The organism is Hydrogenoanaerobacterium saccharovorans, assembly GCF_003814745.1.
Lineage (GTDB): Bacteria > Bacillota > Clostridia > Oscillospirales > Ruminococcaceae > Hydrogenoanaerobacterium > Hydrogenoanaerobacterium saccharovorans.
The window spans coordinates 570,867-587,592 of the sequence record NZ_RKRD01000001.1 but is presented as its reverse complement, the minus strand read 5'-3'; the positions used below and the strand labels follow the sequence as shown (position 1 = coordinate 587,592).

At 39.5% G+C, this 16,726-nt stretch carries 12 protein-coding genes; 6 read left to right on the top strand and 6 right to left on the bottom strand.

Annotation, left to right across the window (positions count from 1 at the left end):
- Nucleotides 1-33 precede the first annotated feature (33 nt).
- The 6 genes from EDD70_RS02725 to EDD70_RS02700 form a co-directional block, all read right to left on the bottom strand.
- Nucleotides 34-3,138 carry a glycoside hydrolase family 2 TIM barrel-domain containing protein gene (locus EDD70_RS02725; RefSeq protein ID WP_092753249.1) on the bottom strand — a complete coding sequence of 1,035 codons (3,105 nt, stop codon included), beginning with the start codon at nucleotides 3,136-3,138 and terminating at the stop codon, nucleotides 34-36.
- 4 nt (nucleotides 3,139-3,142) lie between these two features.
- Complete coding sequence (locus tag EDD70_RS02720) at nucleotides 3,143-4,066, bottom strand: DMT family transporter (RefSeq protein WP_092753251.1); 924 nt, start codon at nucleotides 4,064-4,066, stop codon at nucleotides 3,143-3,145.
- Between the two features lie 2 nt (nucleotides 4,067-4,068).
- On the bottom strand, nucleotides 4,069-5,109 hold the full coding sequence (locus EDD70_RS02715; RefSeq protein WP_092753253.1) for a LacI family DNA-binding transcriptional regulator: 1,041 nt from the start codon (nucleotides 5,107-5,109) through the stop codon (nucleotides 4,069-4,071).
- 301 nt (nucleotides 5,110-5,410) lie between these two features.
- Nucleotides 5,411-7,198, bottom strand: a complete 1,788-nt coding sequence (locus EDD70_RS02710; RefSeq protein ID WP_242943099.1) for a flavocytochrome c — start codon at nucleotides 7,196-7,198, stop codon at nucleotides 5,411-5,413.
- Between the two features lie 112 nt (nucleotides 7,199-7,310).
- Nucleotides 7,311-7,985: a response regulator gene (locus tag EDD70_RS02705; protein ID WP_092753257.1), complete on the bottom strand. Its 675-nt coding sequence runs from the start codon at nucleotides 7,983-7,985 to the stop codon at nucleotides 7,311-7,313.
- Nucleotides 7,982-9,565, bottom strand: a complete 1,584-nt coding sequence (locus EDD70_RS02700; RefSeq protein ID WP_162840839.1) for an ATP-binding protein — start codon at nucleotides 9,563-9,565, stop codon at nucleotides 7,982-7,984. The genes EDD70_RS02705 and EDD70_RS02700 overlap by 4 nt, the downstream gene beginning before the upstream one ends.
- 372 nt (nucleotides 9,566-9,937) lie before the next feature.
- On the opposite strand from EDD70_RS02700, the gene EDD70_RS02695 reads away from it, so the two are divergent.
- From EDD70_RS02695 to EDD70_RS02670, 6 genes are all read left to right on the top strand, one after another.
- Nucleotides 9,938-11,314 (top strand): DUF6385 domain-containing protein, encoded by a 1,377-nt coding sequence (locus tag EDD70_RS02695; protein WP_123811002.1) that lies wholly within the window; start codon nucleotides 9,938-9,940, stop codon nucleotides 11,312-11,314.
- Nucleotides 11,315-11,395: 81 nt separating this feature from the next.
- Nucleotides 11,396-13,180, top strand: a complete 1,785-nt coding sequence (locus EDD70_RS02690; protein ID WP_092753261.1) for a glycosyltransferase family 2 protein — start codon at nucleotides 11,396-11,398, stop codon at nucleotides 13,178-13,180.
- A 229-nt stretch (nucleotides 13,181-13,409) separates the two neighbouring features.
- Nucleotides 13,410-14,315: a DUF2935 domain-containing protein gene (locus tag EDD70_RS02685; RefSeq protein ID WP_092753263.1), complete on the top strand. Its 906-nt coding sequence runs from the start codon at nucleotides 13,410-13,412 to the stop codon at nucleotides 14,313-14,315.
- Between the two features lie 290 nt (nucleotides 14,316-14,605).
- On the top strand, nucleotides 14,606-15,223 hold the full coding sequence (locus EDD70_RS02680) for a hypothetical protein (protein WP_092753265.1): 618 nt from the start codon (nucleotides 14,606-14,608) through the stop codon (nucleotides 15,221-15,223).
- 85 nt (nucleotides 15,224-15,308) lie between these two features.
- Nucleotides 15,309-15,623 carry an ArsR/SmtB family transcription factor gene (locus tag EDD70_RS02675; protein WP_092753267.1) on the top strand — a complete coding sequence of 105 codons (315 nt, stop codon included), beginning with the start codon at nucleotides 15,309-15,311 and terminating at the stop codon, nucleotides 15,621-15,623.
- 81 nt (nucleotides 15,624-15,704) lie between these two features.
- A complete protein-coding gene (locus EDD70_RS02670) occupies nucleotides 15,705-16,721 on the top strand; it encodes a permease (protein WP_092753269.1) in 1,017 nt (338 codons plus the stop codon).
- The last annotated feature ends 5 nt before the right edge of the window (nucleotides 16,722-16,726 follow it).

Below are 16,726 nucleotides of genomic sequence, written 5' to 3'. Positions count from 1 at the left end.
ATGGATTTTTCAGTCACTTGCTCGCTCCTGCTGCTATTCTTCTATGGTTACCCGCTCAAATTCGGGTTTGTTGGGTGCTTCGCTGCTGTCGAGCCCAAACACTTTCCATACAAAACAGAACGGGAGCGGCTTTAGCTGGTCTTTTTCCAGAGTCTCTGCTCCCCAGCTTGCGCTGCCCAAACCATTTTGCGCATAGTCTAGGGATAGAATGACCTGTTCTTGCTTTTTAAGCTGATTGGTATGGGTTGCCTTTGTTAAATCTTCGGCAGTATAGTAGAGTGCACTAAAACCGAATTTATCTTTTGCTGCTGCACACAGTGCCGTGCCGTTGTTTTTCGACAAAACCACCCAACGCGTATCCTCTCGATTACCTGTTTCCTGCGGCACCACATACGGGAAGTAAAACTCATCTACGGTGCTTTGATACAGCCCGATTGCATTTCCTTCTTTGCAGTCGCAATAGGTTTCAAGCGGGCCTCTACCATACCACTTAACTGTTTCGCACCCTTTGTTTAAAGCAAACCGCAAGCCGATTCGCGGGAAGCACTCGGGGAGCGTACCAACCGGAACGCCTTCAACCTTTATGGTGATAACGCCCGCGGCATTGATGGTATAAACCGAATTGTATAAAATCTTCCACTCCATTACGATTGGTGCAAAAACCTGGCTGCACCGAATTACAGCTTGGCAGTCATCAAATTCTACAGTAACCGAGTTTACAATGTTCTTTAATGAACCAACCATCTTTTCATCCCACATCAAACGCACATTTTTGTCGTTGTCTACGGGTGCTCTCCAAAGGTTTAGGTCATACCCTTTTTCAATGAGTTTTTCACCGCGGTAGGTATATCCGCAAAGGTTGGCATGGATGCGGTCAAACACTGCTTCAAAATCCTGCCCTGTTATGTACAGCTTTCCGTTTTTCTCTTGAACGGATATTGTTTTGCTTGTGGGCTGGGGCATGGGAATGATTTTTGGCGTTTCCAGCAGTTCCTGATGAAATGCCACTTCAAGATTTGCATCATCCAGCCATTCCGGTTTTTGTTTGTAAGTAAAGCTTAAATTCAGCCACCACTCTGAGTAACCCTCGGGAATTTTCAGCTCATCGGGATGGAACAGCTTTAATTCTTCGGTGCTGTGCGGCTCAATGCCTGAAAGGTCAATTTCTTTTTCCAAAAGGGTGGTATCCAGGCTTTGTACCTTGCAGATACATTTGAGGTAATCGAGCGAAACAAAATCGTAACGGTTTGTAATGCTGATATCACCCGTTGATTGATTCAATTTGCCAAACGCTAAAGGCTCTAGTGCCTTCTTCAATTGTTTTAAAGCCGGCGTAGGTGTTCTGTCCGCTTGAATCAGCCCGTCACAGCAAAACGCTCCGCTGTTTGGGTAGTCCTGATAATCACCGCCATAGGTAAAATATTCCGTTCCGTTTTCGTCTTTCTGCTTAATTCCGTGGTCAATCCATTCCCAAACAAAACCGCCCTGCAGCCTTGGATATTTGTAGAAAATATCCCAATATTCCTTTAATCCCCCGGGGCCGTTACCCATTGCATGGGCATATTCGCAGACGACATGCGGCTTTTTCTTAGAGGTGTCACGTCCCCATTGCTCCAACATATGGTGGCGTGTGTACATCGAGCTATACATATCTGCAATTACTGCATCGCGGTCTTCTTCATAGTGAATCAGTCTGGTAGGGTCATACGCTTTGGCGAACCGCCCGCTCGCCACAAAATTATGCCCAAAACCCGACTCGTTGCCGAGTGACCAAAACAGGATGGATGCATGGTTTTTATCCCTGCGTATCATACGTTCTACCCGTTCAACGTAAGTTGCCTCCCAAATTGGGTCTTCACTGATTTTGTTCATCTTGCCCTTTATGTATGCCATCTGGTTGCATTCAAGGTCCGCCTCTTCCATCACATAAAGGCCCAATTCATCGCACAAATTCAAGAAATCGGGGTGGCTGGGGTAGTGCGCTGTTCTTACAGCATTGATGTTATTTCTCTTCATCAGCAGTAAATCCTGCTTCATATCCTCTGTTGTAATACATCTGCCTGCATATTGGTTCCAATCGTGCCGATTGACGCCTTTGAGTTTAATTGCTTTTGAGTTTACCAATAGTAAGCCGTCTTTCAGCTCCACACTGCGGAAGCCCACCTTCTGAGGATATACCTCAATTACCGTGCCGTTCTCATCCTTTAATGTGATGAGCAAAGTATAAAGATAAGGTGTCTCGGCAGACCATGGGTTCACATTTGGTAAGCAGTCTTCTATTTTAACCAAATGTTTATTTTGCGGCTGCAGCGTCAGTTTTTCGTTCTTTGAAAGAACCAGCCGTTCACCGTCGAACAATTCTGCCTCTAAAACCAGTCCGCATTGTTTTTCGGAGTTGTTTTCTACCTCCATTTCAGCCGAGAAAGCACCGTCGTTATAGTTGTTTGTCAGCAAAGAATCAATTTTGTAATCGGAAAGATGAATTTTATTCCTTTTTATTACACTGACATCGCGGATAATCCCCGCAAATGTCCACATATCCTGATTTTCTAAATAGCTGCCTTCACAGAACTTATAAACCTTGACAGCCAGCAGGTTTTCGCCGTTTTTTACTAATTCGGTGATATCAAATTCCGCCGTCAGCCTAGGGCCTTGGCTATACCCTGCAAATTTTCCGTTTATCCACACATGGTAAGCACTTTCTACACCGTCAAAACGCAGGATGCATTCCTCTTCTTTTGTTTTATGAAAAACAAAGTTGTGTCGATATGCTCCCGTTGGGTTGTCGATTTGGATAGACGGCTCATCTGTAATGGGGAAAAGCGAAATTGCATCGGTATAATGCGGAGAATCATACCCGTTCAGTTGCCAGTGTGCGGGCACAGGCATTTCGCCCCATTTGCTGTCATCGAATTCAGCATTCATAAAATCATCCGGTATTTCAAGTGGTGTAGATGAGTAAAAGAACTTCCACATTCCGTTGAGCAGCTGATAATTACCACTGTTGATACGTTCAAAGGTAAGGGCTGCCTCTTTATCCTGATAACCGCAGTACATCGGTCTTGTCTGCATACGGTTTCTTTGTAAAACTTCTATGTTGTTCCAGTCTTCTTGTCTGTAGTCAAATGTAAGCTTCATCTTCTTACCCTTGCCCTTCCTTTATTATTTTTTTTGCTTTATCGCTTTTTGTAAAATCAACTTCTGCCATTAGGATAGAAACAATGATAATCAATCCGCCTGCCACCATATTTGCCGACAGTTTGTCGTATCCGAGCAGGACGGAAAAAAATGTGCCAAACAATGCTTCTGTAGAAAGAATCATTGCCGTTTTTGATGATTCGACATTTTTTTGTGCAACTGTCTGCAAAAAATAGCATATGCAGGTGCTGAATACGCCTAAGTAGATTACCGCCATCATCCCTTTCGGCGAAGCAAATGCGGTAAAATCGCGGTTGGTAAACATAAAAACCAAAAATGATAAAACAGCCGAAACCGTAAATTGTAAAAATACTAGAACTCTTGCATCCATGCTTGCTGCAAGAATGCCCGTAGCAACAATTTGGCATGCAAACAGAAAAGCACAACCTAAGGTTAATAAGTCACCTACCGAAAAAGAAAACCCATTAACAAAATTTAAAGATAAAACTCCAATACCAATCAAGCATAATGCAGAAGATATGAAAATTTTATTTTTAGGCTTTTTCTTGCTGACAACCCACCATAAAAAGGGAACCATGACAACATTGGACGCAGTGATAAATGCGTTGTTTGCAGGTGTTGTGTACTTTAAGCCCACTGTTTGAATAAAAAATGCCAAAAACAAGAACAGCCCTATTATCAAACCGCCTTTTAAATGCTGCGGGCGTAAATTTTTTTTAATGTCTTTAAAAAATACGGTACCAATAATAAAAGTTGCAATGGTAAAGCGAACAAACATAATAAAAGACGAATCCAGCTTTGCATCCAATGCCATTTGTGTGCCAATAAACCCCGACCCCCAAATGGTTGCGACGACAAATAGTAACGCAATCGATACGATGTGCTGTTTATGTTGTTTTGTATCCAAACTTAATTCTCCTTTACTTCACAGCTCTGGCGGATAATCAACTTGTTCGGCACCACTATGTTTACGCCCAGCATACGCTTTGTTTTTATTCTTTCAATCATCAAACGTGTTGACATAATACCGATTAAATCGCTGTAGATGTGAACTGACGAAAGAGATGGTGTTAGAAACTCCGCAGTAGGTATGTCGTTACATCCTATCACTGAAATCTGCTGTGGAATTTTAATGTTATGCTCTTTAAACGCCCTTAGGCTTCCGATAGCCATTGAATCGTTCTCTACAAAAAATGCCCTGGGCAGCTCGCCTTTTTCAATTGCCTGCTTGGCAAGTTTATAACCCGATTCGGCAGATGCATTATCATCTTTGTAAACATACTTTTCTTGATACAAGCCTTGAACTTTTAATATTTCTTCAAAAGATACACAGCGTAAATCAAGATGTTTTTTGCCTTTTAAGTTGCAGCCGTTACTGCCTATGTACCCTATTTCACGGTAGCCGAGCGAAAAAAAGTAACAGAGAGCCTTGTCTACTATCTGCCTGAAGTCATTGATAACGCAATCTGCTTCTACATCCGTTTCTTTAGGGTCAAAATCTACGAAAGATATTGGTAAGCGCGATGTTAATACAGATTTTCTGAAATTTTCTTTCAGATACCAATCGCCCGAATCGCCAATGATGATAATTCCCGAAAATCCCGTAAAATCAATTACTTCATCTCTATCCGAGGGCAAAAAGAATTCTTTTACTTCTACACCGTTTGCAGCAGCTTCTTCTTTTGCATTTACTCGGATGGAAAGATAGTAAGAGTCCGAAATCTCCCAAAACTCACTGTAAAGCATTATCAAAGCTATTTTTAGGTTCTCATCGGGGATAAATTGGTGTGCTGCTGACTTGTTCACTTTATATTGTAAATCTTGTGCGATTTGAAGAATTTTTAATTTTGTTTCACTGGATATAGAAAAAGTTTCATCTTGGTTAAGTACCCTTGATACCGAAGCGATAGAAACCCCCGCCAATTCGGCAATATCTTTTAACGTAGCCATATATATCCCCTTTTAGTAAAATAGTTTAGTAAAAATAATCGATGTTTTACCTGTAGTATACTGTTCTATTTATAAAAAGTCAATATAATAATTTAATAATATTGATATATTTTGTGATATAATCAATAATTTTGCTGATTAATTGATTATTTTGAAGGTTTTTTATTTATATTTTACTAAAAGTTTCATCAATTTTTATTAATACATACAAATATCAAATAACATACTATTATTTTAATATTTCAATTAAAAATAGGCAGAACAACCTAGGTTGTTCTGCCTATCCATTTTTACATCTATGTTATTTTGCTTCGTTTAAAATCTCTTTTACACAATTTAAAACAGCATCGCTGGATTTGGTTGCACCTGCAACTGCATCTACATCTGCACTTTGTGCCTCAATAATCGCGGGGAACAAGCTTTTTTGTACGGCATCAAAAAGAGCCTGTGTTTCTTTGTGTTCTGTCGCTTTAACATCGGCAATCGAGCCGTCTTTGATTGTCACTTCTATAGTAACATCACCGTTATTGCCTTTTGCGGTTTTTGTGTACACACCATCTTTATAGCTTGCTGTACCGGCTGTACTTTTTTTGCTTTCTACTTTAGGCATTACCAATTCGGTTGCGCCATTTGCCAAAGCAAACTGAGCAGCCTGTTTACCTGCTTGTCTGCCAAAAACAGTAATATCTGCTACAGCGTTACCGCCCAAACGGTTTGCACCATGTACACCGCCTGTAACCTCGCCGGCAGCATACAAGCCTTTTATTACAGCGCCTTTCGTATCCAGCACTTCTGTATTGGTGTTGATTTTAATACCGCCCATTGTATGGTGTACACCGGGTGCAACTTTAACCGCATAATACGGTGCCATTTCCAAACTTGCATCCATGCCGGTATCGCGGCCAAACTCAGCGTCTTTTTTATCTGCAACTGCTTTATTCCAAGTAGCAAGGGTTTTTGTCATTGCTGCTGCATCCACCTTTAAGGTTGCAGAGAGTTCTTCTAGGGTTTTGCCCTCGGTAACAATGCCTTTTTCAACCATTTCTTCGATTGCTTTCATGTTGTTTCTTAGATTCTGGTCAAAAATAATGTAAGCATATTTACCCGGTTGAGCCAAAATATTTGCAGATAACACATCTCTTGTCAACATCTCATTTGTAAAGCGTACGCCTTTTTCGTTTACAAGAATTGCGCCGATACCGCGAACGGAATCTGAAATAACTTCGTTCGTTGTTTGCTCAACGGTTGGATGTGTTTGAATTTGTTCCATATCTACCAATGCAGCACCGATTTTTTCTGACATACGAATGCCATCACCCGTTGCACCGGCATGGTTGGTTGTAATAAAGCCTTTTATGTCGGGGCGATAGGATGCATACATTTCTTCGTTTGCACCAAAACCGCCTGCTGCAACAATTACTGCATCGGCATTAAATGTAAGCTCGTTGCCTTTTGCATCTTTTGCTTTTACCCCGGTAACCGCATTGTTTTCAACAATCAATTCAGTTGCCTCTGTCTGATACAAAATGTCAATTCCACGGTCCTCAAGGTTTTTTGTAAGAACCGATACCAACACATTACCAATGCTGGAGCCGTCAACAGGGCGATGCATTCTGGGTTTGGAAGCACCCGCAGCAGCAACCACACCGTTCACATCCATACCGATTCCCAGCAGCCAATCAATTGCAGCTGAGCTGTTTTGTGCCAGATAAGTTACCAGCGATAAATCGTTGATTTCTTTGCCGCCCTTCATTGTATCATCAATAAAGGTTTGCACACTGTCTTCAATGCCAAGGGATTTCTGAGGTTTTGTTTCAGAAGCATTCAAGCCGCCTTTTGCACGAACTGTGTTGCCGCCGGCATATGCCATTTTCTCTAACACAATTACATTTGCACCGGCATCTTTGGCTTCAATGGCTGCTGTCATACCTGCGCCACCTGCACCAATGATAACAATGTCACTTTTATAGCTTTCTTGCTTTTGGGGAACTTCTGCTGTTTCTGGCTGCGACTGTTGCTTTACTTGGCTTGAACAACCGCTTAATACCAATAAGGCTGCAAGACTGAAAGCGCATAATTTTTTTAACATAGATACTCTCCTCATTTAATCGATTGTTATAAAAATAACATAATATGAATGATTTGTGTTGTTTTTAAAGTTTATTAGGGGTTTTTTAAATAAAAAAAGTGCAGTGAATTTCTCACTGCATCGTCTTTTTATGATATTTGATTTTTGGGCGCCCAACCTTACCGTACACAGTGCCCTTGCACAACTTTTTGCAATCCACCAAATAGTCTAAGTATAATCGCAAGGTTACCATGGATATCCCAAGTGATTTTGCAATTGCCTGCGCATCCAATATTCCGGTCGATGATAATCGAATGGCATCCTGTATCTTTTGCAAAGTGATGGGATGAATGCCTTTCGGCAGTTCAAGCGGTTGATTATTCTCAAACAATTCATCCAAATTATCTTGATTTAATACCGCGTTTGTCTGAAATAATTTGTAACGCTGCAAGTATTTTTGCAAAGCTATTTTAATTCTATCGAACGTAAACGGTTTGATTAAATAATCCACCGCGCCCAACTGCAAAGCCCTTTGTATAATTTGCTTGTCTTTTGCGGCTGTTACAAAAATAACATCTACTTGGTTAAACTCTTGACGAATTTCTTGTAAAAAATCGATTCCATTCATCTTTGGCATAAATACATCCAGTATGAGCAAATCAATTGTTTTGTGCTGTTTTAAATAAGCGAGTGCCTCTTCCCCGTTTTCTGCCACTGCCTGAACTGTAAAATGTTCGATATTTTTAATGTATTCCTTATTAATTTGAGCCACCATAGGGTCATCTTCTACAATGAGCACTTGTATCATTTATGTTTCACCTGCTTGAAAATTATATGGAACTCAGAACCTTCGTTCAACTTTGTATCTACTTTAATTGAACCGTTGTATTTTTCAACATTTTGCTTTACCAAATAAAGTCCGTATCCCCTGCTTTTTTGCTTGGTGGTATAGCCTTTTTCAAATATTTTGCGAGTATCTTCTATCCCCCTGCCGTTATCTTTAACAACGATTTCAAGCTGGTTATCCTGATCATTCAGATACAATTCTACCTGTTTGTCCTGTTTATCCAGGTATTCCAGGTTGTCCATTGCATTTTCGATTAAATTGCCAATAATCACAACAAGCGCATTGACATCAAAATTGAAACTATTCTCAAAATAGCAATCTTCATGCAGATGAAAATCAACTTTAATCTCGTTTCCGCGCTGGCACTTTCCAATACACAAAGCGGATATTGTTGGTTCGAAAATCATATTCAGCACGTTGCTGATGTTTGATTGAATCTGGTTATTAATCGTGCCTATATACTCTTTTGCTTTATTGGTATTGTTTGTTTCGATAAACCCTAAAATGACATGAAGTTTATTTTTAAATTCATGCGTGGTTGCCCGTAGGGAATCCACTATTTTTTTTACGCCGGTAATTTCTTCGGCTAGCTTGTTTACTTCGGTTTGGTCACGAAAAGACGAAACTCCGCCCACTACTATGTTTTGTTCGGAGAGAATTGGGACATTATTCGAAACGACTATCACGTCCTGCAAGGCATAAGGCACGTCGAGCATAGCCGTTTGCTGTTCCATTGCTAAAGGCAATTTTGATTGCGGAAAAACTTCTTTTATGTTTTTACCAACCACAAAATCCTTGCAAATGCCCAAATAGCGCATCGCTTGCTCGTTAATCAGCGTAATCACGTAATCTTGGTTCACTGCAATAACGCCCTCATGAACCGTCGCAAGTATCCCTTTATTCTCAAGATACAATCTGGCAATATTCTCCGGCTCATAACCAAGCAAACTTTTTTTAATGTAACGGGATACATACACTGCCCCCAGCACCCCGATGAAGCATCCCATCAAAATAAAAAGCACCATAATCAAGGCAATGTCTTGTTTTGTTTTTGCAATGCTGTCCAATAATGTTCCCGCCATAACAAAGCCCAAAATTTTACCGTCATGATTGGTAATTGGGGTAAAAGCGCGCAGTGAGGGGCCTAACGTGCCTGGGCCTTCTGATACATATGTTTCGCCGTATAAAACAGCCCTGTCGTTGTCATAAGCCGAAAACATTTTTCCAACACGGTTTGATTTGGTATGGCCGTACCTTTTGCCGTTTACATCTGCCACTACAATAATGTCGATGCTTTTCAATTGCTGCTGCGTGGTTTCTACAAACTTTTGAATTTCTTGCGACTCTTTATTTGCAATCCCATCTATGATAATGGGCGACATGGCTACAATTTGCACGGTGTTCAGTGTATTTTCCTTAACCTTTTCCATCAAGCTTTTGATATTGTATTGGCCTGCCACATATATGGATATGCCCACAGAAATCATCACTATCACAACTACCAATAGTGATATTTTTTGTGCTAATTTTAATTTTCTCATCTTCACACTCTCAAAAAATCCTTTTCGTAACAATATCATACGATTTTTAACTTGTCAATTATTTTGCAAAATCACGTTATGGCTAGCACCGGCAAAAGGTTTTGGAAGATTCGGCTATCTTGTTGCTTTTAAATAGTGAACGCGCCAACATCAATTATATACAGATAATTTACAAAACAGCTTATTGCAACTCAAGCTGTTTTTTTAGCTTACAGAGCAAAGATTTATGCAAAAATCTTATTTTAGCTGAAGTTGATTTTGTCGGTTAACTTCGTGTTTGTAACTGAATAAATATTTTCTTCATACAATGCAGTGTGTCTAGCCTTTAAGGTTGACACTTTAAACGTCTAAGAAATTGAAAGGAAAATAAAGATGAACTCTTTGGTTTTTAATACAACTGCTTCGGAATTATCCGCAGGTGTTTACGGCTATAATCAAAACACCTCCACTTTGCAACAATTACAGCTCAACTCTGATGGGGAGCTTTTGATCGCAGCTGCCGCCGCAATGGCAGTTACCGTTACAAATACCACATTAACGGTAGGAGGTAATGTAACAGTTTCTAACCCTGTAACCATTGCAAACACTTCTCTAACAGTAGGCGGTACAGTTACTGTTGGTAACTCTATTACCATCGCAAACGCCAGCTTGGTTGTTGCAGGTGATGTGACTGTTTCCAACCCTATTACCATTGCAAACACTTCTCTAACAGTAGGCGGTACGGTTACTGTCGGCAACTCGATTACCATCGCGAATGCCAGCTTGGTCGTTGCAGGTGACGTGACTGTTTCCAACCCTGTTACCATTGCAAACACTTCTCTAACAGTAGGCGGTACGGTTACTGTTGGTAACTCTATCACCATCGCAAACGCCAGCTTGGTTGTTGCAGGTGACGTAACTGTTTCCAACCCTGTTACCATCGCAAACACTTCTCTAACAGTAGGCGGTACGGTTACTATTGCAAACGCCAGCTTGGTTGTTGCAGGTGACGTGACTGTTTCCAACCCCGTTACCATTGCAAACACTTCTCTAACAGTAGGCGGTACGGTTACTGTTGGTAACTCTATCACCATCGCAAACGCCAGCTTGGTTGTTGCAGGTGACGTAACTGTTTCCAACCCTGTTACCATCGCAAACACTTCTCTAACAGTAGGCGGTACGGTTACTGTCGGCAACTCGATTACCATCGCGAATGCCAGCTTGGTTGTTGCAGGTGACGTAACTGTTTCCAACCCTGTTACCATCGCAAACACTTCTCTAACAGTAGGCGGTACGGTTACTATTGCAAACGCCAGCTTGGTTGTTGCAGGTGACGTGACTGTTTCCAACCCTGTTACCATTGCAAACACTTCTCTAACAGTAGGCGGTACGGTTACTGTTGGTAACTCTGTTACCATTGCCAACTCCAGCCTTAATATGACGGTTATCGGCAACAACTTCACTTCCGATTCAGCTCCCCTTACCAACGTACAGGGGACAGATGTCATCTTCGCAGATAAAAATATTTCAACCCTGCGTACAGCAACGATGTTTATTAACAACACCGGAACTGCCCCAATTACTGTTTCTCTGCAATTAAGCCCCGATGGGACATTCTATATGAATGACCCCAGCCACGACAATGTTGTTGTGCCCAACGGCGAAGGCGCGTATATTGTTATCGACACTTTTGCACAGTATGCACAGCTGCAATACAATCTAGGTACAACTATCGCATCGTTCATTGCTTATTTTAACGGTCAGGCATAAATGAATTAAGAAAGACCGTAGTGCTAATTTTTAGCTCTGCGGTCTTTTCTTTCAAACCCAAAACACAGAAAGGGGTATACTATGCAAACTTTAAGCCTTTGTATGATCGTTAAAGACGAAGAAAAATATATAGAAAAATGTTTAAACAGCGTTGCCGATGCAGTTGATGAAATTATTATTGTAGATACCGGATCAACCGATCATACTTTGGATATTGCCAAGCGCTTTAATCCTAAAATTTTTTCGTACAAATGGGATGATAATTTTAGTAATGCGAGAAATGAAGCGCTTAAAAAGGCAACCGGAGATTGGATACTTGTATTGGATGCCGATGAGGTAGTTTATAAAGATGACTTGAAAATTCTTACAGAAAAGATTCAGACGACAAAAGCAAACGGATTGACTTTAGTGTTCCACAATTTGACCAATGAAAACTCGGAAGAATTCTATAATATGCATACCGGGCTGAGGCTTTTTAAAAACAAGACTTTTCATTACGAAGGCGCAATCCATGAGCAATTGGTTCCCATCCGTAAAAGCATCGACTTTCAAATTGAACTTACAGATATTAGGGTACTCCATTACGGGTATCTACTATCCAATCTAATTCACAAAAACAAACACGAAAGAAACATCCCCATCATCCAAAAGCTGCTTGATTATAACCCCAACGATGCATTTCAGCTGTTTAATATGGGCAACGAATATATCAGCCAGCATGATCACAACAAAGCATTGGAATATTACGAAAAAGCATATGCAAACAAAGACATTACCTTGGCGTACTGCCCCCATTTATTATTCCGAAGGGCGGTTTGCCTGAATTGCCTGCAAAGAAACGAAGAAAGTCTTCTGGCATTGTCAGAAGCGCTTAAAATTTACCCTGCTTGTACAGATTACGAGTATTACAAGGGCATCATATATAAAATGCTCAAACGCTATACCTTGGCTATTGAAAGCTTTAAAAAATGCATTGAAATGGGTGCGGCGCCGCAAAACCTTACTTTTTTAAACGATATCCACAATTTTAAGCCGCTAATCGATTTAGGGCAAATTTATTATTTGTTGGATGACTGGGCGAATTGTTTGGATTGTTATATTCGGGCTTTGCAAATTAATAGTAAACGATATGATATCATTTATAAGATAGGTCAAATCTTAAATAAAATGCTGCCCAACAAGCAAGATGTGGGTAAAAATTTAGAGAACCTTTTTTCGGATAGTTATTATATCACCAATGTATTGGTGATAGTTGACGTGTTAATTCATGAAGGGTTATATGATGAGGCAGAACGGTATTTTAAGAGAATTGAAAATCAGTCTGATTATCAGAACGACAAAAACTTTCTGCAAGGAAAACTGCTTTTCTATAAAAAAGATTACAAGTCTGCTTACACTGAGTTTTTGAAAATAATCGAAGCAAGCTCTCATCAGGGTATTTTGCCAAACAGAACAGAAAAATTACTCGAATATCTTACGCTATGTTGTTTCGCCGGTAAGTTGAATACCAAAAAATGCAATGGGATCATACAAAGCTTAACAAACGAAACAGAGAAGCAAGTATTGCTTTATTTTCTAAACAAGAAATCTTGTTCGTTTGATAAAACAGCAAGCCAAAAAATCTTTAATATACTATCTGAGCTGCTAAAAGTAAAAGAGCTCGATATTTTTGAAACTAGTTTACCCATTTTAAACCTGATTGACAGCAATCGCGTGCTGTTGGATTTGGCAAATGTATATTATGCAAACGGTTATAAAGATATGGCAGTTAAAAATATTCTGGAATCCATCAAAAAGTTTGGTGCGATTGACGGCGAGGCGTTATATATCCTCAATAAAGAAATTTTACAATTCACCTCGTCCTAACATTATCTAATTTAGAATTATCTATTTTACTGCAATGTAAAATATTATTTGATATAGAAACACCAAAAAGTAAGAGACACCCATATGTCTCTTACTTTTTTTATTTTAAGGCAAATAAAAAATCATATGTCTGTAAATGGCATTTATTAAAATAGTTTATCTAAAACACAGCTGAATAATATAGTAAAAATATACATAGACTTAACCAAAACAATAAAGGGGTGACCTTATGCTGAGCCAAAAAAAGTATGTAGTTTTATCGTTGGAACTGCATTTGTTTTTTGCTAGGATTATGAAAGAGCATGCTTTGTTTTTAGAAGCAGGTTTTACACCTAAAAATGCTGATTATGCCAAAAGAGCAGATGGCTTCAAGGTAAAATTTGAAACACTTTTATTCAATGTGGTAAACCTCAGCAACGGATTGATAAGACCAAATGTGTTAGCGTCGGGTGAAATTGTCACCGACTTTACACTGGGCGCAGAAATTAAAACGCAAAACTTTACCGGAATACCCATCAACCAAAACATTACAAGAATGGAGGCAAAACTGTACAGCGACTATAATGCTTCTGTTACGCAAAAATTGGTTGCAGATGTCAAAAAGATAAACAATGAGGCGAAAGTTTTAATTGATGGATTGATTACCTTTAAGCAAGATGTTTTAAATGGGATGTTATCTTGCAATATGTTTACCGTAAACTATCCGTTGTTAATCGAGCATATCCTGCGCGAAGCCCATTTGTATCGCAACTATGTAGAGTATATCGAACAAGGTGTAGATATTGACAGCATGGATGCCAAGCAAACCGAACTATTTTGGGATAATATTATGTTGGAACATGCACTGTTTATTCGCGGGCTGCTTGACCCATCGGAAAACGGTCTCATACAAACATCAAACGACTTTGCATTTGAATACGGCAAATTGCTGCAAAGTACAGAACAAGCTACCGATGCAACCATTGCAAGTATAACGGATATCACCCTAAAACAAACAATGAAATACAGAGATTTTAAGCAAGCCGGTACAATAGGCATTGCCGAGTGCAAAATCAGGTCTATTATACTGCCGCTGCTTGCAGACCACGTACTGCGTGAGGCAAATCATTATATCCGATTGCTCAGAATGAGTTAACCGCCCGGTAAATTAGTACTATTTTTATATAATCAAAATTGCTCATTAGTAAATTGTTTTTCTTAGAGCTCCCCCTCAGAATCAGCTTGTTTTAACATGAAAAAGCCTTGTAAGCGCAAGAACTTACAAGGCTTTTTAAAACTTTTAATAGCATCCTGTACACGCTGCCTATTTTCCAGTGTGAGATGAGAGAGTTCATCAACGCGTATTGGATTTTTTTACCACTATGGTATAATGAGGTGTAGTGGTTAAATTCCTTAACTCAATAGGCAATGATAAGGAGACAGAAAATGAAACGAGTACTTAAATTGGCAGCTATTTTGATTTGCATGTTAACTCTTCTGGCAGGCTGTAATACAAACAGATCAACAATTAAATACAAACAATTGAGCAAAAGCGAAAAACAAATAGCAGATTTAGTTGAAGCAGATGTATCAAAATTCCAATCTTCTCTTGATGACACCGTTAAATCAATTGCTGTATACAAAGAAGTTTGGACGGTTAAAGGAATGGAGTCATCCGAAAAGTTGGTATATGGCAACGTAGAAGAACTTGGTTTCGATAAATCGGGAGCATTCACTGTTGCATCAAAACTTACAACCGATGAGAACCACACTTGGAACGGAATTGACTGGAATGTTCAAATGGGTACTAAAATTAGTTTTCATACCGATTTACCCAACGCAAATTATAGCGGTAGCTCGATTTATACTCTTGCCAATAAAGGCAGCTATCCTATAAAAAACGGAGAAAGTGCAGTTCTTCTGGTACGAGTATTCCAAACTGATAATACGCCTATTCGCAACATATCTTGTGAAGAAATGAGTCAAAAAAAAGATTATAAAATGGATTATGGATCGATTGCGATAGCAATTAGAGTGGAGCTTTTTGATAGCACAATGTCATAATCAAAAATATGCAAAACACATTGACAAATATCAATATGATGCATATAATATTAATGGATAAAACAAATTTGAAAGAAGTGAGATTTTGAAAACAAGTTATGAATTGACAGCAGAAGTGTTTAAAGCATTCTGTGACCCGAATAGATTGATTGTGTTAGAGCTTTTGCAATCAGGCGAAAAATGTGCTTGCAAATTGCAAGAAAAATTGAATATTAGCCAGCCAACCTTATCCCATCATATGAAAATTTTATGCGACTCGGGTATCGTACAAAGCCGAAAAGAAGGCAAATGGACTCACTATTCTTTATCGGAGGATGGGTGTAACAAAGCAATCCATTTGTTAAAACAAATTACATCGTTATCACCTACAAGTGATTGCAATGATTGTTCTGGTAGATAAGCCATCGTATAAGATGGCTTATCTAAACAATTACATATTGATACAATTAGAACTATCAATATATCGAAAAGGGGTATTTTCATGCAAATAATAAAATTGATATGGCTGTTCTTTCAAAATCAAATTTTAGCAATGAAATGGCTTAACACATTGATTGGGAACATTCTTACCACAATAGGCATTGATATTACACAGCGGATAGGCGGCAGCATTCAATTTTTTATCTATGACACGATTAAGATTTTCGTGCTGCTTTCTGTTTTAATTTTTACTATTTCCTATATTCAAAGCTATTACCCACCAGAAAGAACAAAGAAGATTTTAGGGCGATTTCATGGCATTACTGCAAACTGCTTGGCAGCATTACTCGGTACGGTAACACCTTTTTGCTCGTGTTCTTCCATACCGCTGTTTATGGGTTTTACCAGTGCAGGCTTGCCGGTAGGTGTTACGTTCTCATTCCTTATTTCATCGCCTTTGGTGGATTTAGGTTCGCTGATTTTACTGATGAGCATATTCGGTGCAAAAATAGCAATTGCCTACGTTATAGTTGGGTTGATTCTTGCAGTAGTGGGCGGTACGCTTATTGAGAAATTTGGTATGGAAAAACATGTTGAAGAATTTGTGCGAGCTGCCGGAAGTGTTGATATTGAGTCCCCAGACTTGACGAGGCACGACCGAATGGTGTACGCGTGGGAGCAGGTGCAAGCTACTGTTAAAAAAGTATTTTGGTATGTTATTGTTGGCGTTGGGATTGGCGCAGCCATTCATAACTGGATTCCTGCAGAAATCATTCAAAACGTTATAGGAAAAAACAATCCTTTTTCTGTTATTCTTGCAACCGCAGTCGGTATCCCCATGTATGCCGACATTTTCGGCACTATCCCAATTGCAGAAGCTCTTTTCGCAAAAGGGGTTGGCATCGGTACAATTTTATCCTTTATGATGGGAGTCACTGCACTTTCGCTTCCATCTATGATCATGTTGAGTAAAGCGGTAAAGCCAAAGCTCCTTGCTGTTTTTGTCGGCATTGTAGCGGCTGGCATTGTTCTAATAGGGTACTTCTTTAATGCGTTTCAATTTTTATTTATAGGATGAGTATT